The organism is Bradyrhizobium sp. in8p8 (assembly GCF_000426845.1).
GTDB lineage: Bacteria > Pseudomonadota > Alphaproteobacteria > Rhizobiales > Xanthobacteraceae > Bradyrhizobium > Bradyrhizobium japonicum_C.
The window spans coordinates 167,407-186,656 of record NZ_AUGD01000013.1 but is presented as its reverse complement, the minus strand read 5'-3'; the positions used below and the strand labels follow the sequence as shown (position 1 = coordinate 186,656).

Here is a 19,250-nt window from a genome sequence, read left to right as displayed (position 1 = left end):
CGGATTGCTGAAGGCTGCCCGATGAAAGGCTTTTGGCGCGACGCCGTCGAGTTCTTCCCGATTCTGCTGAACGGCGTCGCGCTGACGATTATCGTCACGATTGGCTCGCTGCTGCTTTCGACAGTGCTCGGCCTCGTCTGGGCAATGATGCGGGTTTCCGGTATCAAGGCGCTGTCGATGCTCAGCGCCAGCCTGATCAACGTGATCCGCGGCATCCCCATTATCGTGCTGCTGTTCTATCTCTACTTCGTGATGCCCGACCTCGGTGTCACGCTCTCGGCCCTGCAGGCCGCGATCCTCGGCCTCGGCATCGCCTATTCGGCTTATCAGGCCGAGAATTTCCGTGCCGGTATCGAGGCCATCGACAAGGGCCAGATCGAGGCGGCGCAATCCATCGGCATGGGCTGGTGGCTCACCATGCGCCGCGTGGTGCTGCCGCAGGCCGTACGCATCGTGCTGCCGCCTTACGGCAACGTCATGATCATGATGCTGAAGGATTCCTCGCAGGCCTCGACCATCACGGTCGCCGAGCTCGCGCTGCAGGGCAAGCTGATCGCATCCTCGACCTTCAAGAACACCAGCGTGTTCACGCTTGTTGCGCTGATGTATCTCACCATGAGCATTCCCCTGATTTTGCTGGTTCGTCATTTCGAGAAGCGGGCCGGCAAGCGATGATCGAGCTGAACGACGTCCACAAGAGCTTCGGCAGGGTCGAGGTGCTCAAGGGCATTACGGCTTCCGTCGAGAAGGGCGAGGTGGTCTGCATCATCGGCCCCTCGGGCTCGGGCAAGTCCACAATCCTGCGCTGCATCAATGGGCTCGAGAGCTACGACCGCGGTGAGATCAGCGTCGAGGGACTGAAGGTCGACCGGGATGCACCGTCGATCGTGAACATCCGCACCCAGGTCTCCATGGTGTTCCAGCGCTTCAACCTGTTCCCGCATCGCACGGCGCTGGAGAACGTGGTTGAAGGGCCTCTCTATGTGAAGAAAGAGTCGCGCGCGCAAGCGTTTGATCGCGGCCGTGCGCTGCTCGCCCAGGTCGGTCTTGCGGAAAAGGCCGATGCGCATCCGCCGCAACTCTCCGGCGGCCAGCAGCAGCGCGTCGCGATCGCGCGGGCGCTCGCCATGCAGCCCAAGGCGATCCTGTTCGACGAGCCGACCTCAGCGCTCGACCCTGAGCTGGTCGGCGACGTGCTCGGCGTCATGCGCAAGCTCGCCGACGACGGCATGACCATGGTCGTCGTCACTCACGAGATGGGCTTTGCCCGCGACGTCGCCGACCGCGTGCTGTTCATCGATGGCGGCGTCATCGTCGAGCAGGGGCCGGCCAGGGCGCTGCTCAATCAGCCGCAGCATCCCCGCACGCAGGACTTTCTACGCCGTGTGCTACATCCGCTCTGACCGGGTTTCTCCATGACGCGCCTGCCTCTGCCGCCCTCGCTCTATGCCGATACAGCCGTCGCTCCGGTTGCCACGCCGCCGCTCGATGTCGACAAGAATGTCTCCGTCGCGATCGTCGGCGGCGGCTATAGCGGCCTCTCCACCGCGTTGCATCTGGCCGAGCAGGGCGTCGACGCGCTGGTGCTGGAGGCGCAGGAGCCCGGCTGGGGCGCGTCGGGCAACAATGGCGGCCATACCAATCCCGGATTGAAGCACGATCCTGATCAGATCGAAGCCGACTTCGGCGCCGACCTCGGCCGCCGGATGATCGACTTCTCCTACGGCACCACCAACTTCACGCACGATCTGATCCGCCGCTATCAGATCCCGTGCGAGGCACGCCAGAACGGCACGCTGCGCGCGGCCTACAATGAAGCCAGCGCCGCCGCGATCGAAAAGACCGCGCAGCAGTGCATCCGCCGCGGCATGCCGGTGAGTTACCTGAACCGCGATCAGCTCCGCGACATGACGGGCACCGACCGCTATATCGGCGCCATGCTCGATACCCGCGGCGGCGATCTGCATCCCCTCAGCTACGCCCGCGGCCTTGCGCGCGCGGCGATCTCCGCCGGCGCGAAGGTGCATGGCGAAACGCCGGCATTGTCACTGCGCCGCGACGGCACGCGCTGGCGCATCGAGACGCCGCGCGCAGTGGTGCACGCCGACAAGGTGCTGCTCGCCACCAACGGCTTCACCGACGATCTCTGGCCCGCGCTCCGCCGCACCATCGTGCCGGTGTTCTCTTCGATTGCCGCCACCGCGCCGCTCTCCGACGCAGTCGCCCGTTCGATCATGCCGACGCGGCCGGTTCTCTATGAGAGCGGCCACATCACTGTCTATTACCGCATCGATCAGCAGAACCGTCTGCTGATGGGCGGGCGCGGCCCGATGCGCTGGATCAAGTCGCCCTACGACGTCGCGTACCTCATCCGCTATGCCGAGCGGCTATGGCCGCAGCTCAAGGGCTTTGCCTGGACGCACGGCTGGAATAGCCGGCTTGCCATCACCGCAGATCATTATCCGCATGTGCATGAGCCCGCGGAAAGCATCCTGATCTCGCTGGGCTGCAACGGCCGCGGCGTCGCGCTTTCGACCGCGATGGGCGCGCAACTCGCCCGCCGCCTGATCGGAGGCGCCAAGGCCGAGATCGACATGCCGATCACAGGCATCAAGCCGATCCCGATGCATGCGTTCTGGCCGGTCGGGGTGACGACCGCCGTGATCGCGGGTCGGGTGCGAGACAGGCTGGGCATATGAAGAAGGTGTCACCCTCAGGGGCAACGCCTTCAGAAAATTGCAGACAGAGCGTCAGCAGCGGCCCTGCTTCCACAGACCGGGCGGGCAACCCACGCCGCGCCAGCCGACCTTGCGCCCATGGTGCCATCCGAACGACTTGCCATGGTGATGATGGCCCATCTTGTGACCATGTCCATGACCATGACCGCCGCCATGGCCGCCCTTGGCCAGCGCAGGGCTTGTCAATGTGAATCCGGCCGCAATGATGAGCGACGCGGCGAGCGCAAGTTTCTTCATGATGTCCTCCACTGGGGCGAGCGCACTTGTCCGTGCAGCGAACGGAGAGCCCTCAGGTAAGTTCCCGGCAAATGTGGAGGTGTCGTGACGCTCGCGCAGATGCGTAATGGCGCGTTTGCTCAACGCACACTCGCATTGTCCGGCACGTGTATTCAGCCTTCCTCCACCGCTTCGGCCCAGGGCTGGAAGATCTCGACTGCGCCGGAATTGACGTCGCCGTCGCGCATAACCACGCTTGGGCAGGCGAATTTCTGCGGCAAGATCTGCACCCGGCTCTCTTCATAGTCGAAGCGAGTGGCCAGAGCGTCGCGTACTTCTGCTGGCAGGCGGGCATCGCCGATCACGACCGCGCCCTCGCTGGCGTCGATGCGCGGCTGATGGATGGCGGCATCGAGGTCCATGCCGAAATCCATCGCAAAGGACACGAGTTGCATCACCGACGGCAGGATGCGGCGGCCGCCGGAGGCGCCGACGGCAAGGCGCTTGCTATCCTTCGTCTCGGCGATGACAGGCGTGTAGTTGCAGAGACAGCGCTTGCCCGGCGCGAGCGAATTGGTGGTGCCCGGCGTCGGGTCGAACCACATGATGCCGTTGTTCATGGCGATGCCGGTGTGCGGCGTCACATATCGCGAGCCGAACGACGAGAGCAGTGTCTGCGTCACCGCAGCGAGGTTGCCCTGGCGGTCGACCACGGAGAAATGCGTGGTGCAGGCGGGCGCCAGATATTCGGCGCCGAGCGAGCGCTTGCCGTCGGCATCGCCCATGTCCTTGAGCCGCTCGCCGAAGGCCGTTTGCAGGGCGAGTGCATATTCGACATAGGCGGCCGCGTCCGGTGCGCTTCCCGGCTGCAGATTCTGCTGCAAGAGGCGCAGTGCGTGCGCCATGGTGGGGCCAGCCGTGAGCTCCGGCGTCGCATACACCTTGCCGCCGCGATACGGGATCGCCAGCGGCTCGCGCAAATGCGCGCGGAAGGCGGCGAGGTCCTCCACCGACAGTGAACCGCCATCAGCCTTGATGTCGGAGGCGATGCTCCTGGCGAGGTCACCCTGGTAGAAGTCGCGCGGTCCGGCCTCGGCAAGATGAGACAGCGTTGCTTTCAGCGTGTCCTGCGGCAAGCGCGTCTCGGCCTTGATCCCCCATGGTGCAGTCGGTGGCAGCCCGTCCTTCAGGAACGCCGCGGCGCTCGCGGGATAGCGCCTGAGATCGGCGGCCGAGCCCGAGATCGTCACCGTCGTCCACCAATCGACCAGCAGACCTTCGCCGGCGAGCCGAGCTGCCGGCGCGACCAGATCCTTCCACGGCATTTTGGCGTAGCGGCGATGCGCCTCTTCCATACCGGCGACAACGCCGGGCACCGCGATCGAACCGGGCCCGTGGATGTTGCGATCGTCCTTCACCCGCGGCCACGGGAAGAGATCGGAGGCCGCGCCTTCGCCACTGAGCGGATAGTCGGCAGCGCGCAGGCTCTGCGGCGCGGACATGCCGTAGTCGATCACCTCATAGCGATTTTCCTTGGCGCGGTAGAGCACCATTGCACCGCCACCGCCGATGCCGCTGTTCCAGGGCTCCAGCACATTCAGCGCCATCGTGGTCGCCACGATCGCGTCCACGCAGTCGCCGCCCGCTGCCAGCACCTCTGCCCCCACTTCGGCCGCTCGCCGCGATTGTGAGGCGACGATGCCGCCTTTCGATGAGACGGCGGGCTTGCGGATGGTTTGGTTGAGGCTGAACTGATGAGGCATGATGTCGTCTTGATGTCTGTCGCGGCTTCGCTGTGTTGAAATCGAGGCTCCGCGATTGGCGGAGCGGGCGGACAATGGCACATTGCAGCCAATGAGAACATCAAAAGGGAGAAGCGACATGGCTGGTGTGATGCAAGCGCGGGATGGCGCGGTTGGAATCTTGACCCTCGACGAGCCGGCAAGCCTGAACGCGATGACCCCGGACCTGCTCGGCGCGCTCGCCGTCGCCGTCGCCGACATGACGAAAGATCCGGACGTTCGCGCCCTCATCCTGACCGGAGAGGGACGCGGCTTCTGCTCGGGCCAGAACCTGAAGGCATCGGAGGCGCTCGGGGAGGACATCGCGGCCGGCGTGATGCGCTTCTACTGGCCGGCGTTCAAGGCCTTGCGCGAGTGCCGCGTCCCCGTGGTTGTTGCCGTGAACGGCGTCGCGGCCGGCGGTGGCTTCAGTCTGGCGATGGCCGGTGACATCATCGTCGCGGCGCGGTCGGCGAGCTTCATCCAGGTGTTCAGCCGCATCGCCTTGGTGCCCGATCTCGGCTCGACCTGGCTGCTGCCGCGGCTGGTCGGCCGGCAGCGCGCGCTCGAGCTGATGCTGTTGAACGAGCCCCTGACGGCAGAGCGCGCCCAGGAGATCGGCCTGGTGCGGCAGGTCGTTGACGACGCGAAGCTGATGGAGGAGGCGCTTGGTTTGGCGCGCCGCCTGGCCGAGGGTCCGACACGCGCCTTGGTTGCGACGCGCGCGCTGATCGAGGACAGCGAGCATGCGACCTACGAGGCGCAGTTTCGCCGCGAGATCGAGCTTCAGGCCACGATCCGCAAGAGCGCGGATGCCATCGAAGGCCGCAATGCCTTCATCGAGAAGCGCAAGGCAAGGTTTACGGGCAAGTGAGGTGGAGCACTTGCTCCCAGTCTCGTTTCGCCCGGGCTTGACCCGGGCATCCACGTCTATCCGCACCTAAAAACGTGGATGGCCGGGACAAGCCCGGCCATGACGATGAAGATTGGTGAGGCTTCCAATAGCGCGCGCTCAGAGCGAGCGGTTCAGCCGGCTGGCCTGATACTTGGCGCGCCATTTCGGGCCAGGTCCGCGCATGTAGTGCAGCTCGGGGCGGTAGGGATTGCCTGCAACGCGGATCAGCGTCTGCCATTTGGTGGCGACGAAGCTCAGGGGCTGGCGCAGCAGGCTGACTGAAGCGATCAACATGGCATCACCTCAATGCGGCTTGCCGAGCATGGCGGTGAACGGAAGATCGAAGATCTCCTCGCCGTCGTGGTCGCTGACGTGAATCACCCAGTCGCGCCAGTCTTCGGCACCCGGCGTCTGGATCATCGAGGTCATGATCTGGGCGGCACGGTCCCGTGCTTCGGTCAGATTGGCGACAGCGGCGCCGTTATGGTCGATCAGCGTGCCCTCGGTGTTGGAGCAGTGAAAATAGACCTGGACCATATGCGCCTCCTGTAGGGAGCTACCGGGATGGCAAAGCGATACCACCCGAGGCCTTTGCGAAACATTCGGGTCAAACCCGGTAAGGGAATTTACGGATATTGGTCGGCACCAAGGTCGCGACGGGTTTCATCACAGGCGGGTGATGATGAACTGGACGGCGCCCAGGCGGCATGGAACAAATCTCGCCGGAATTCGGGGGCTGCCGTGAACCACCTCACGTTCTGGCGTGATTGCCGACGTCTGTACCTGTTTGCAGCTGTTGTGATTGGCGCGTTGTTCGGCCCTGATACGGCAGCCTCCTCCGAGCCGGTGAGGAAAAGCGGCTACGCCGTCGGCTCGGAGACCTGCGGCAGCGGGGATCTCGCTTTCCCGCGACTGCAGATCGACATGAAGGCCGGATACTGCGCCGGCCTCGTCGCCAGCGACGAGGATCGCCTGAAGTTTCCGCGCTCGATCGTCCAGGTGCCCGGCCGTGACCTGTTCGTTGTGGCCGACATGGGCGGCTGGGGCCGCAGCGACGGACGGCTGCTGCTGCTCGATCCGCATGCGCCCCAGGGGCAACGCTTCAAGGAGCTGCTGACCGAATTGGAATATCCGTTCGGTCTCGTCATCGGTCCGGACAGGAAGCTGTATGCCTCGACCGCCGAGACGATCTTCCGATTCGATCCGCTCGCCGACAGCCCGCGCAGCACGGTCGAGACCATCATCCGTCACATGCCCGGCCGCCGCATCACGCTGCCCGATGGCACCAGGATCGACGAGAGCGCCCACCCGCTCAAGCAGTTTGTGTTCGACAAGCACGGGCGGCTGTTCGTCAATGTCGGCTCGCACAGCGACGATTGCATGACGCGTGCGCGGGCCGCAAAGCCCTGCGCCGCGGCCGAAGGCGCCTCGGCGCTGGCCGCAATCTGGCTGTTCACTCCGCCCGCAGGCGGTGTCTTTCCGGCGCTGAGGCCCGACGATCCCGACCCGCAGCACATGGTCTACGCGCGCGGGCTGCGCAATTCGATGGCGCTGGCGTTGCATCCGAACTTCCCTGATGCGGGCTATGCCTTCCTGCAAGGCGAGAACGGCCAAGATCTGCCCGACATCTTCAAACCGAACGAGGAGATCAACGCGATCGAGCAGGGGAGGCACTATGGCTGGCCCTACTGCTACGATCTGTCGACTCCGAGTCCGGAGTTCAGGCGCGTGTTGCAATCGGGGCCGTACAAATCGCTCTGCACGGCGAATGCGCTCTACAAGGCGCCGCACTCGCTGATGCCGCCGCACGGCGCGCCGCTCGCGATGCTGTATTATCGTGGCACGAAGTTCCCGGAGTTGGAAGGCAAGTTGCTGGTCGGTCTGCACGGCTATCGTCCGACCGGCAGCCGCATCCTCATCTATGAAGTCGACGATCGCGGCTTCCCCAAGCCGAAGCCAGCACCGGTGCGCTATCACGTGAGCTGCGCGGCGGATCCGACCCGCAGCTTCCAGACCGACGGCGGCGAAGTCGCGGCCGCGCCGTTCGAGGAGCTGATTTCCGGTTGGCACCGCGTCAACGGTGCGCGGCCGCAAGGTGCGCCCGTGGGCATGACCGTTGCGGAGGACGGTGCGATCTGGCTGGTCGAGGACAAGAACCGGACCGTGATCCGCATCGATCGCGCCGCGGGCGACGTGCCGGTGCCGCTGCCCTGCGAGATCCGCAGCCAGGCGATGATCGATCAGCTCGCGGCCTTCGTGGCGAGAGATGCGCAGAATGGCGTCCGGCTGACGACGCTGCGCAAGGGCCTGGTCGAGAGGCATTGCGTGGGCTGCCACTCGGGTTTCGGCCTCAAGCCGGGTCAATCGGAGGCAGACAAGGACGTAGCCGTGCTCCGTTTCATGCTGTCGCAAGACGGTTGGATCTACCCGGGCGATCCCGATGCCGGCAAGCTGCGCACGCGGCTGCGCGGGCGCGGGGCCGAGAAGCTGATGCCGCCGGGCGGCGAAAGCTTGCCGAAGACCGAGCCGGGCTACACACAGCTGCTGGACACTGCGGACCTGCTTGTTGCGAAGATGGTCCCGGGCACGCGCATGCGGATCAAGCCCGGGCCGCCGCAGCGCAAGTTCTTCGGCCGGACCAACCGGGAATGCGGCGAAATACCGGCCGCCAAGGTCGTGGTCGTGACACAAAGGAGCGCTGTAGACAAACCCGGCTTCAGCCGATTCTTCCGGCCGGCCGATCCCTATCTGAACGGCGAGTGCACCGACGACGATGGCTATTACATCCGGCAGGACTTTCTGGTGCCTGTGCAGTAGCATTTTGCTCGCCGCGACCCTGCCGGCCGCTGCCGAGACCAAGCTGTTCGAGAGCGTACAGGTGACGCAAGCGGGCGAATATACGTTCGGCATCGAAGGGCCTGCTGCCGACCTCGACGGCAATCTCTTCGTGGTCAATTTCGGCAAGCCCGGCACCATCGGGCGATTGCCGCCCGGCGGCACGGCATCGCAGCTGTTCACGGTGCTTCCCGAAGGCAGCGTCGGCAACGCCATCCGCTTCGACCGGAACGGCAACATGTTCATCGCCGACTACAAGAAGCACAACGTCTTCACGATCCCGAAGGGCGCGACCGAGCCTGTCGCCTGGTTTCACTCCGACCAGATGAACCAGCCCAACGACATCACCATCGCGCGGGACGGGACGATCTATGCGAGCGATCCGAACTGGAAGGGCAGGGAGGGCCACATCTGGCGCATCGCGAAGGCCGCCGACGGTACCGTGCAGGGGCAGGTGATGTCGGCGCCGCGCGCGATGGGCACCACCAACGGGATCGATCTCAGCCCGGACGGCAAGACGCTCTATGTCGGCGAATCCAGCAGCGGCCAGATCTGGTCCTATGGAATCCGGGGCAACGAGCTCGTCGACGCCAAGCTCGTCAAATCGTTCCAGCCGGACACCATCGACGGCCTGCGCACCGACGCCACCGGACGCCTCTATGTGGCGCGCATTCTCAAGGGCGTGATCGCGCTGATGAAGCCGAACGGCATGGTCGAGCGCGAGATCGCGCTCAAGGCCAAGGAGCCGACCAACCTGGCCTTCGGGGGGAGCGACGGCAAGACCGTCTTCGTCACCCAGCGCCAAGGCGGCTTCATCGAGTCTTTCCGCACCGACCAGCCCGGCCGCGAGCACTGTCTCCAGCGTGGGCGTTGCTAGGGTACGATCTGCATCCGGCGCAGAGCCGCGCGACGGGTGCGGCATTCTTCTTGCTTGCATCTCGCGGCCGCGGAGATCAAGACTTTCGTGGCAGGTCAGAACCTGCGACCACGGAGTGTTTGAGTGAAAGCCGTCTATACCGAACTGCATCGCAGCCACGATCCGCAATTCTTCCTGGTTCGCGGCGTGGTCAAGCGCACCACCGAGCAGCCCGAGCGCGCCGATCGCCTGCTCAAGGGATTGAAGGACGGCAAGCATCAACTGATCGAGCCGACGACGTTCGGGCAGGGCCCGCGCGCGCGCATCCACAGTCCGGAATATCTGTCGTTCCTGAGCGAGGCCTGGGAGGCCTGGACTGCGCTCGGCGATTCCGGCCCGGAGATGATCGGCAACATCCATCCCGTGCGTCATGCCGCGACCTATCCCACCCACATCGTCGGCAAGCTCGGTTGGCATACGGCCGACACCGCAGCGCCGATCGGTCCGGGCACCTGGGCGGCCGCCTGCGCCGCGGCCGACGTTGCAGTCACCGCCGCGCAGATGGTGATGGACGGCGAGGATGCGACCTACGCGCTCTGCCGTCCGCCGGGCCATCACGCCTATCGCGACATGGCCGGCGGCTTCTGCTTCCTCAACAACAGCGCGATCGCGGCGGCGCATCTGCGCCAGAAGCACGAGCGCGTCGTCATTCTGGACGTCGATGTTCATCACGGCAACGGCACGCAAGGCATTTTTTACGCCCGGCCCGACGTTTATACGATCTCGATCCATGCCGACCCCGTCGCGTACTATCCCTACGTGTGGGGCTATGCGCATGAGCGCGGGGAAGGACCCGGCCTCGGCACCAATCTCAACATTCCCCTGGCCATCGGTACCGGCGATGACGGCTACATGCAGGCGCTGGACCTCGCGCGCAAGGCGATCGAGTCGTTTGCGCCGGGCGCACTCGTCGTCGCGCTCGGTCTCGACGCCTCCGAGCACGACCCGCTGAAGGGACTGGCCGTCACCACGCCCGGCTTCCGCCGCATCGGCCAGGCCATCGCGAAGATGGGCCTGCCGACCGTGCTCGTGCAGGAGGGCGGTTATCTCTCTGATATCCTTGGCGCCAACCTGACCTCGGTGCTGTCGGGATTCGAAGAGGCAAGGTGAGCTCTCGGTCGTTTCTCCCAGCCAAAGCGACGAGAGAGCAGCGCCCGCAAGTATCTAGAACATCCCGCTCGCGGCGAGCGCCCTGCAGACGTGCTGCATCTCGGTCTCGTCGGCGACCATGTCGAGCATGATCGTTGTCAGGCCCCCCGCCGCAAAAGTCTTCAGCTTGGCGCCGATCTCCTCGTAGCTGCCGACCAGATACGGGCAGTCCGCCTGGAAGTTCAGGAACGGCAGCAGCCAATAGCCATTGTCGGCAAGCTCGCCGCTCTGTCCCTCATAGAGCCGCCGCTTCCACACGGAGTCGCTGTTCTCCACGGTGAGCGCGAGCAGCTCGCGATCGTCGGGATTGTCGCGGAAGCGTGCTTTTGCAGCCTGCCGAGCCTCGTCGCGTCTCTCGCGTGCAAGAATTCCAAAGTTCAGGCCCGATACGTCCAGCCCGTGATCGAGATCGGGCGGCAGCATCTGCATCTTGATGCAGCCGGTCTCCTTCGCGACGCGCTGGGCCGCCTCGGATTGGCCGGCGATCAAGAATTCCGGCATCAGCTCCGCAGGCAGGCGCGGGCGAAGTTGCAGATTGCTGGCGCGGTAGAACCGTCCGTCGAAATTCAGCGGCCGCGGGCTTTCCAGCAACTGACGCATCAGCACGACGAATTCACCGAGTCGAACGTAACGATCGGCATGCGACTGGTCGTCGCCCAGTCCGTGCAAATCGCTGATCGCCGTCCCCGTGATCATGTTGAGGTAGACCTTACGGCCGTGCAGCTGAGCGAAGGACGAGACGAATTTGGCCGCCGTGAAGGGATGCATGTAGACGGGATTGACGGCGATCAGCGGCGAAGATCGCGTCGTCTCTGCCAGGATGTGCTGGGCCATCGCCCATGGCTCGACGAACACATCGTTGCCTTCGAACAGCAGGATGCCTTCGAACCCGTTGCGGTCGGCGAACTGCGCGACCCGCATCAGCTCGCCGACATAGGTGTTGGGATTGCGGTTGCGTGAAATCGCGGGAAAGATACGCAGCCGCCGCGGCGTCATTCAGCCGCTTCCCGGAGCGGCCAGGCATTGCGGCTGATCGGAAGGCCGCCGTTCGCACGGGAGCCGTCGGCGATCGCGAGGCGATGCGACGGCGATGGCGAACACAGCGAGAAGTGCCAGCCGTCCGGATCGTCGGCGATGTCGGGCTTGAAGCTGATCTCGATGGCCTCGCGCGAGACCTGCATCGCGAAGCCATCGAGCGGCAGGTTGAGTCCGAAACCCCGCGCCTTGAGATAGGCCTCCTTGAGCGTCCAAAAGTCGAAGAAGCGCTCGATGGCGGCGGGCTCCGGCAGTCCGCGCAGCGCTTCGACCTCTTCCGGCGCAAAGAAGCGCAGCGCGGTGGACAGCGGCGCGACGCGCCGCGACACGGTTTCCACGTCGACGCCGATGGCCTCATGCCGCGACACCACGCAGGCGACGCAGCCGTCGGCATGCGACAGGCTGAAATGCAGCGCGGTCGAGGTCACGGGCGCTGCGACAAACGGCCGCCCATAGCGGCCGGCGCCAAACGCCCAGTCGGAGGGCGCGACGTTGGTGGCGACCTGCGACAGCGCCAGACGCAACATGGCATGTGCGAAAATATACTGCCGTCGATGCCGCTCGAACTTGAAGCGATCGGCCCGGGCCCGCTCGTCGGCCGAGAGCAGGCGTCGGCACGCATCGATCGCGCCCGGCGCGTCAAAGGTCTCGATCAGCCCGACGAAGAGTTCGATTCTGTCGTCCGCCATCAATGGGCCCATAGTGTCAGGCGAGGCCAAATCCCCGGTTCCGAGGGAAGCATCAGCTGAGGAATCAACCAAGAGGACCCTCTCTAGCGGTTCACCCGGGCGAATTCTTGTCGATTTGCAGGCCGGTTTACAGGCGCAAGCTTGTGCGAGACCCCAACTCGACAAGCGAGAGGGATCTGCGAAGAGTCGCACGGAGTATCCGACCGACGAAGCCTACTTCTTCTTCTTGGATTTCTTCTTGGACCCGCTCAGAGCCTTGAGGCTCTGTTCGATTTCCTTCAGCTCCTTCTGGAGCTTCTGCTTCTCGAAATTGAGCAGGTCTTGCAGCGCCTTGCGGTCTTCCTCGTTGAGCGAGGTCTTCTTCGTAAATTTGATGAAACCCATAACACTCCCCCGATCGAAAATAAGTCCAAATCAAAACGCGAGAATAATCTCGCGCGGCGATGGCAAATAATCAAGCAGCAACTTGATCATTCGCAGCATTGATGCATGAATCCGTGCTCGTTGGCGATGTTGTCGATCAGGCTGCCTTGCTCGCGAGTAACCGGCTGAGCGGTGCGTCGGGCTGGGCGGCGGCTGCAGTCAGCAGCGCGACGAGATTCTCCATCCACTCGCCGACCATTCGGCCCTCGAGCAATTCGCGCTTGTAGTTGCATGTGCCGGTGACTCCGGTCGGACGCTCCTTGAGCATCAGCGACAGCCAGCTCTGGTCGATCGGCAGCACCGGCTGGCCTTCACGCGCGATGTCGCCGATCGACGCTGTCGCGAGATCCGGGAGATCGAGCGGCTGACGCAACGGATTCTGCAGCGTGAAATACACCTGGAGCAGCGAGGCGGGATCTAACCCCTCCTGCTCCAGATGGTCGGCCAGGACGTTGAACGGCAGCTCCTGCCGCGCATGCGCGTCGAGCACGCCTTGGCGCACCCGCGCCAAGGCCTGCGTGAACGACAGCTCCGGTGTGACCGTCGTGCGGATGAGCACGGTGTTCTCGAACGGCCCGACGATTCGGTCGGTGTCCGGCTGGGCACGATTGGCCATGGCGGTCGCGACCACGATATCGGTGCGGCCGGTCCGGGCCAGCAGCAGGGCCTTCAGACCGGTGAGCAGGCACATGAACAGCGTGCCATTATGCTGGGCTCCCAGCGCCGAGATCCGGCCGATCAGTTCGCGGTCGAGGCTGACTGGATGGTGACCGGTGGACGCGCCCGGGGTGGATTCGCCCTCGAAGACGGGGCCCGCTCCTCGCAGATTTTCCGTCCAATCGGCAGCCTGACGGCGCGCAGCATCGGTGCCGCACCACCAGCGCTGCCAGCGCGCGACCTCCGAAAAGGCCGGGGGCGGCTTCGGCAGCGGCACTGAGGAATATCCGGCCAGCGCCGCATAGCGGCTCGACAAGTCCTCGAACAGCACGCCGATCGACCAGCCATCGACGATGGCATGATGAAGCGTCAGAAGCAGCACATGGTCCTCGTCGTGCAGCCGCAACAACCGGGCGCGCAGTAGCGGCGCGCGCGCGGCGTCGATCGGGGTATAGGTCTCCTGCTTGATCAGGAGATCGATCTTCCTGAGTTCGAGCGCCTTGCGTCGCTTGTTGGTGTGCGGATGGCCGTCACCGATCGTCTCCACGGTCATGACATGGCCGAGGGTGCGAGGCGCGACGATGCGGCTTTCGGGCTCATCGCCGTTCCAGGCGAACGCGGTCCGCAGCGATTCGTGCCGGCGTACGACATCATCGATCGCCTTTGCGAGCGCGGCCGAATCGAGCGGGCCCTGCAGACGGAAGGCGAAGGGCAGGTTGAAGAGCGGCAGCCCCGGCAGATTTCGCTCGATCCGCAGCATTTGGTCCTGCGCGATGGAAGGCGCAGGAAGTCCGCCTGCAGCCGATCGCGGCAGGGTTGCGGCAGGCTCGTGCGGCTTCGCCGCCGCGGCTTCGTCGACCTGCCGGGCGAGCTGTTCGATGGTCGATGCCTCGAAGATGGTCTTGAGCGGCAGCGATACGCCGAGCGCGCGGGCAATGCGCGCCATCGCCTGTCCCGCCAGCAGCGAATGGCCGCCGAGGTCGAAGAAATTGTCGGTCACACCGACCCGCTCGACCTTCAGCAGGTCGATCCAGATGTCAGAGAGCACCTTTTCCGTGAACCGCCGGGCCGGTACGGCAGCATCAGCTGCGGATGGCTCGTGGGGAGGCGCCAGCAGCGCGGAGCGGTCGATCTTGCCGTGGGCATTGAGCGGCATCCGGTCGAGGAACAGAAACGCGGACGGGATGGCATGGTCCGACAGCCTGCCTTTCAGGAATCCGCGCAGCTCGCTGGCGCTGCTCCGGCTGTGGGGCTCTGCGACGATATGGGCGATCAGCTTGATGTCGCCGCTCGCCTCGCGGCGCGGCTCGACGATGCCGGTACGCACGTTTGGATGTTCGGCAAGCGCACTCTCGATCTCCTTGAGCTCGATACGATAGCCGCGGATCTTGACCTGATGGTCGGCCCGGCCGAGGCATTCGATCGTGCCGTCGGAGCGGCGTCTGGCCAGATCGCCGGTCCGGTAGAGCCGGCCCGCCTGGCGTGAGAATGGATCGGGCAGAAAGCGTTGCCGCGTCTGCGCGGGGTCGTTGACATAGCCGCGACCGACGCCGGCACCGCCGATGCAGAGCTCGCCGGTCACTCCGACGGGCTGCGGCTGAAGGTTTGCGTCGAGCACGTAGAGCTGGGTGTTCGGCAGCGGCGCGCCGACCGGAACGGTGCCGATCGCGATCGCCGGCGCCTTGGTCAGGCGATGCAGGGAGACGTCGTCCGAGCATTCCGACGCGCCATAGGCGTTGATAAGCGGCACTTCAGGACAGCGGGCGAACCAGGCACGGCAGAGCTCGACGGGCAGCGGCTCTCCGGTCGAGATCAGCAGCCGCAACTTTGAGAAGGCGCGCAGCACAGGCGCCTCGTCCATGCGATCCAGAATGACGCGCAGCAGCGAAGGCACGATCTCGAGCACCGTGATGTCCTCGCGCGCGATCTCCCGTGCCAGCAGGATCGGGTCTCGCACGATCGCATTGGCGCAGACATGCACGCGCGCGCCGACCATCGGTCCGGCAAGGAACTGCCAGACCGAGATGACGAAGCTCTGCGGAGCGGTCTGCGCGATCACGTCCCTGGCGGAAAGGTCGAGTTCGGAGATGAGCGAAGCCAGGTGGTTCGACAGGCCGCGCTGCTCGATCATGACGCCCTTCGGCGCGCCGGACGAGCCGGATGTATAGACGAGATAGGCGAGGCTCGAGGCGTCGCGCTGCGCGGCGCGAGCCGGCCTGGTCGCCGCCGGGGCAATCACGTCTTCGAGCTCGGCCACTTCAATGCGCTCGACCAGCGGCGCGAGCAGGGCGTCGGCCAAGGTGGACTGAGGCCGTCCGGTCAGCAGGATGCGGGCGCAGCTCGATCCGAGGATGGTCGTAAGCCGGGCCGCCGGCTGGTCGGGATCGAGATTGACGAAGGCCGCGCCGACGCGCTGCACTGCCATCATCGCGGCGAGCAGGTCGGCCCCGCGCTCCGCAAGCAGGGCGACCACGCTCTCGGCGCCGATCCCCTCGCGGCTGAGCCAGCGTGCGGCCGCCTGGCTGCGACGCGCCAGCTCGCGATAACTCAGCGACGTGCTTCCGTCCGACACCGCAATGGCGTCCGGTGTCTTCTTCATCTGCCGGTCGAAGCGTTCGATGAAATTGCCGCGCGCGGTGAAATTGGCCGGCAGGCCCCGACCTTGTGCCAGCAGCTGCTGGCGTTCCGTCCCGGTGAGAAGCGGCAGGCGCGAGATGCGCTGCTCCGGATCGGCGATGACGGCCTTGAGCAGCGTCTTGAACTGGCCGGCCATGCCTTCGATGGTCGCAGCGTCGAAGAGATCGGTGGCGTATTCGAAGAAGCCGGTGAAGCGACCATCGGCCTCGACCAGTTCCAGAGTGATGTCGAAGCGCGCCACCTTGGGATCGACTTCCAGCCGCCGCATCGAAAGGCCGGGAAAGCGGGCCGCCTCGATCGAGGCGTTCTGGAGGATGAACATGATCCGGAACAACGGATTGCCGTCGCTGCGGCGCGCGATCTGCAGTGCGCGCAGCACCTCCTCGATCGGGAGGTCCTGGTTGCGGTAGGCGTCCAAGGTCACCTGCCGCACCCGCCGCAACATCTCGCTGAAGCCGGGATCGCCACCGAAATGATTGCGCAGGATCAGCGTGTTGGCGAACAGCCCAATCAGGCTCTCGCTCTCGATCTGGTTGCGATTGGCGATCAGCGATCCCGTAGCGACGTCCTCATGCCCGGTGTGGCGGAACAGCAGGCACTGGAAGGCCGCGAGCAGCGTCATGAACGGTGTGACGCCGTGGTCCTGGCTCAGCGCGCGCAGCTCGCCCGACAGGTTCTTGGAGAGTTCGAGATAGTGCCGCGCCCCGTGACCGCTCCAGACTTCCGGCCTCGGCCTGTCGGTTCGCAGCGGCAGCGTGGTGACACCGTCGAGCTGTGTCCGCCAATAATCGAGCTGCTCCCTGGCCGCCGGCGCCTGCGCCCAGCCCTGCTGCCAGAGTGCGAAGTCGCGATACTGGAAGGCGGGCGCAGGCAGTGCGGCCCGGTCCTTCTTGCGCGAAGCGGCATAATGGACGGCGAGCTCCTCCCAGAACAGGCGCTGCGACCAGCCGTCCGTGACGAGATGATGGATGTTGACGACCAGAGCGTGGTTGGTTCTGTCGAACGACAGCAATGTCAGCTTCAGCAGCGGCTCGCGAGCGAGGTCGAACGGATACTGCGCCAGCTTGAGCGCCTCGTGCCTGATAACAGCGGCCCGCTTCTGCGCGGGGCAGGGCCTGAGCTTGATGCGCTCGAACCGCGGAGGCGACGACAGCACGAGCTGGGCCGGCTCGCCCTGGCGTTCGATGAAGACGGTTCGCAGCGCCTCGTGGCGCTTGCAGATGGCGGTGAGGCTTGCGGACAAAGCGGCGACGTCGACCGGGCCCTTCAGGAGCGCGACTTCGACGACGTTGTAATTGCAGCGTGTCGAATCGAGCCGCGAAAGGAGGTACATCCGCTGCTGCTGGAACGACAGCGGTGCGTCTGCATCTGCGGCTCGTTGCCAGGCCGGCAGCGCTGTCTCGCGCCGGTTTGCGGCGGTGTCGATCCGGGCCGCAAGCGCAGCGACGGTTGGGCAATCGAAGATGTCCTCGAAAGAGAAATCGACGTTGTACCGTTCGCGCAGCCGCGAGCGCATCTGTGTCACCGCGAGCGAGTCCGCACCGAGCGCGAACACGTCCTGGTCGGCGCCGACCTGCGGCAGCTCCAGCAGGCCAGCCCAGATCTCGGCGAGCTCGGTCTCCATCGCATTGCGCGGCAGCCGTATCTCGTCGCGGCTGTGTGCTGTTGCGATCAGCTCGGCCAGCGCGTTGCGCTTCACCTTGCCGCTGGCGCCTTTCGGCAGCGCTGCCACGCTGCGGATCAAGCTCGGTACCTTGTAGGGCGCAAGCCGCTTTCGGGCGAACCGGCGCAATTGGTCGGAAGTCACCTCGGCATTCGGCCGCAGCACAACGACGGCGGCGACGTTCTCGCCGAGCTTTTCGTGCGGGACGGCGAACACGCCGGCCTCCAGCACCGCCGGATGGCTGAGCAGGACCTCTTCGACCTCCAGCGGCGAGACCTTCTGGCCGCCGCGGTTGATGATGTCCTTGATGCGGCCGACGATGAAGAGATAGCCGTCCTCATCGAGATAGCCGAGATCACCGGTCCGAAACCAGCCCTTGCGGAACGCCGCCTGCGTCGCCGCATCGTCATTGTAGTAGCCGCGGCTCATGTTCGGCCCGCGCAACATGATCTCGCCATGGGCGCCGCTTGCGAGCGTGCGGCCGGCCTGGTCCATGATCGCGATCTCGGGGCCCGCGGCGCGGCCGACCGATCCGGCCTTGCGCAGCTCGAACGGATTGGCTGCGACCTGCGAGGCCGCTTCCGTCATCCCGTAGGTCTCGAGCACGGGAACGCCGAACGTCGCCTCCAATCCTCGAAGAAGCGCAGGCGCGAGCGAGGCCGAGGCCGAGCGGATCACGCGCAGCGACGACGAACGGGCGCGGTCCGGGTCTGCTTCCGCCGCCGTCAGCAGGGCGCGATGAATGGCCGGCACCGCCGTGTACCAGGTCGGTTGCAGCTCCCGCATCCAGCCGAAGAAGGACGAGGCGTCGAACCCGTCGGTGCAGATCACGCTGGAGCCGGCCGCCAGCGCCGTGAGAAGACCCGAGATCAGGCCATGGGCATGAAACAGCGGGAGGACGTTGAGCAGCCGATCGTGCGACGTGAGCGACAGCACGTGGCCCGCGTTGTAAGCGGACAGGCAGACATTGTGGTGCGTCAGCGGCACCATTTTCGGCCGCGCCGCCGTGCCTGACGTCAACAGGATGAAGGCGTCGTCGTCGCCGCGCGGGGCGCCGCTGGGATTCGCCGCTCCGATCGCCGGGCCGACGAACGCACAACCGCCGAGATCGCCGACCGGCCCCGGCACGAAATCGATCACCGCGATATCGAGGGCCCTGGCGGCGTCGCGGCTCGCCGAGTTGATGTCGGCTCGGGTCAGGAGCGCCGCCAACTTCAATTCGCTGAAATAGCGTTGGAGCTCGTCCGACGTCAGTTCGGGATTGACGGGGACGCAGGCGCAACCTGAGGCGACCGCGATCAGCGCCAGCGCACTGTCGGCGCCGCGTGGCAGCGCAACCGCGACGCGGTCTGCCGGGGCGATGCCCAGGTCGCGCAAGGTGCCGACCAGTTGCCGGATCGATACGCCCAGTGCGCCATAGCTGAGGGCCGGCCGTCCAGGGGCAAGGAGTGCGGGCGCACCAGGTGTCTTGCGCGCGTAGAATTCGAGAAGGCCGCCGATATGCGCGAATATCCTGGTTTCGGCCGTCGTGCCGGCTGATCTCTCATCTGCTCCGGATGCAATGTCCGACAACGCCATTCCCTTTTGATGCGATTGAGCTATTCTTCCAAGAAGTT

General features: G+C 65.3%; 15 protein-coding genes. 7 read left to right on the top strand and 8 right to left on the bottom strand.

Translation table 11 applies throughout. The features are described 5' to 3' along the window. The first annotated feature begins 21 nt into the window (after positions 1-21). From K408_RS0128865 to K408_RS0128855, 3 genes are read left to right on the top strand one after another with little or no spacing between them, the layout of a single operon-like run. A complete protein-coding gene (locus K408_RS0128865) occupies positions 22-675 on the top strand; it encodes an amino acid ABC transporter permease (RefSeq protein ID WP_024341720.1) in 654 nt (217 codons plus the stop codon). Continuing rightward, positions 672-1,403, top strand: coding sequence for an amino acid ABC transporter ATP-binding protein (locus K408_RS0128860; RefSeq protein ID WP_024341719.1), 732 nt, complete (start codon positions 672-674; stop codon positions 1,401-1,403). Before K408_RS0128865 ends, K408_RS0128860 begins: the two co-directional genes overlap by 4 nt. 12 nt (positions 1,404-1,415) lie before the next feature. Further along, positions 1,416-2,699 (top strand): NAD(P)/FAD-dependent oxidoreductase, encoded by a 1,284-nt coding sequence (locus K408_RS0128855; RefSeq protein ID WP_024341718.1) that lies wholly within the window; start codon positions 1,416-1,418, stop codon positions 2,697-2,699. Positions 2,700-2,750: 51 nt separating this feature from the next. Here K408_RS0128855 and K408_RS42340 read toward each other — a convergent pair whose 3' ends face one another. Both K408_RS42340 and K408_RS0128845 read right to left on the bottom strand, forming a co-directional pair. Next, positions 2,751-3,098, bottom strand: coding sequence for a hypothetical protein (locus K408_RS42340; protein ID WP_162250043.1), 348 nt, complete (start codon positions 3,096-3,098; stop codon positions 2,751-2,753). A gap of 29 nt (positions 3,099-3,127) precedes the next feature. Next, positions 3,128-4,717, bottom strand: a complete 1,590-nt coding sequence (locus tag K408_RS0128845; protein WP_024341716.1) for a gamma-glutamyltransferase family protein — start codon at positions 4,715-4,717, stop codon at positions 3,128-3,130. 118 nt (positions 4,718-4,835) lie between these two features. Here K408_RS0128845 and K408_RS0128840 point away from each other — a divergent pair, with 118 nt between their 5' ends. Further along, on the top strand, positions 4,836-5,609 hold the full coding sequence (locus K408_RS0128840; RefSeq protein ID WP_024341715.1) for an enoyl-CoA hydratase-related protein: 774 nt from the start codon (positions 4,836-4,838) through the stop codon (positions 5,607-5,609). A 138-nt stretch (positions 5,610-5,747) separates the two neighbouring features. Here the strand turns inward: K408_RS0128840 and K408_RS42905 are convergent, their stop codons facing one another. Further along, a complete protein-coding gene (locus K408_RS42905; RefSeq protein ID WP_196232414.1) occupies positions 5,748-5,924 on the bottom strand; it encodes a hypothetical protein in 177 nt (58 codons plus the stop codon). Positions 5,925-5,933: 9 nt separating this feature from the next. Beyond that, entirely contained in the window at positions 5,934-6,167 is a 234-nt protein-coding gene (locus K408_RS0128830; RefSeq protein ID WP_024341714.1) for a DUF6894 family protein, read from the bottom strand. 204 nt (positions 6,168-6,371) lie between these two features. Here K408_RS0128830 and K408_RS0128825 point away from each other — a divergent pair, with 204 nt between their 5' ends. From K408_RS0128825 to K408_RS0128815, 3 genes are all read left to right on the top strand, one after another. Then, positions 6,372-8,447 carry a PQQ-dependent sugar dehydrogenase gene (locus K408_RS0128825; protein ID WP_028146026.1) on the top strand — a complete coding sequence of 692 codons (2,076 nt, stop codon included), beginning with the start codon at positions 6,372-6,374 and terminating at the stop codon, positions 8,445-8,447. Further along, positions 8,404-9,342: an SMP-30/gluconolactonase/LRE family protein gene (locus tag K408_RS0128820; protein ID WP_024341712.1), complete on the top strand. Its 939-nt coding sequence runs from the start codon at positions 8,404-8,406 to the stop codon at positions 9,340-9,342. Before K408_RS0128825 ends, K408_RS0128820 begins: the two co-directional genes overlap by 44 nt. A gap of 123 nt (positions 9,343-9,465) precedes the next feature. Continuing rightward, positions 9,466-10,491 (top strand): histone deacetylase family protein, encoded by a 1,026-nt coding sequence (locus K408_RS0128815; RefSeq protein WP_024341711.1) that lies wholly within the window; start codon positions 9,466-9,468, stop codon positions 10,489-10,491. A gap of 54 nt (positions 10,492-10,545) precedes the next feature. Here the strand turns inward: K408_RS0128815 and K408_RS0128810 are convergent, their stop codons facing one another. The 4 genes from K408_RS0128810 to K408_RS0128795 all read right to left on the bottom strand — a co-directional run bounded on the left by K408_RS0128810 (position 10,546) and on the right by K408_RS0128795 (position 19,212). After that, the gene (locus K408_RS0128810) at positions 10,546-11,526 is read right to left on the bottom strand and encodes an LLM class flavin-dependent oxidoreductase (RefSeq protein ID WP_024341710.1); all 981 of its coding nucleotides are present in this window, start codon (positions 11,524-11,526) and stop codon (positions 10,546-10,548) included. Then, a complete protein-coding gene (locus tag K408_RS0128805; RefSeq protein ID WP_024341709.1) occupies positions 11,523-12,254 on the bottom strand; it encodes a 4'-phosphopantetheinyl transferase family protein in 732 nt (243 codons plus the stop codon). The genes K408_RS0128810 and K408_RS0128805 overlap by 4 nt, the downstream gene beginning before the upstream one ends. A 213-nt stretch (positions 12,255-12,467) precedes the next feature. Next, a complete protein-coding gene (locus K408_RS42900) occupies positions 12,468-12,638 on the bottom strand; it encodes a hypothetical protein (RefSeq protein WP_196232413.1) in 171 nt (56 codons plus the stop codon). Positions 12,639-12,774: 136 nt separating this feature from the next. Next, positions 12,775-19,212: a non-ribosomal peptide synthetase gene (locus tag K408_RS0128795; RefSeq protein ID WP_024341708.1), complete on the bottom strand. Its 6,438-nt coding sequence runs from the start codon at positions 19,210-19,212 to the stop codon at positions 12,775-12,777. Positions 19,213-19,250: the final 38 nt, after the last annotated feature.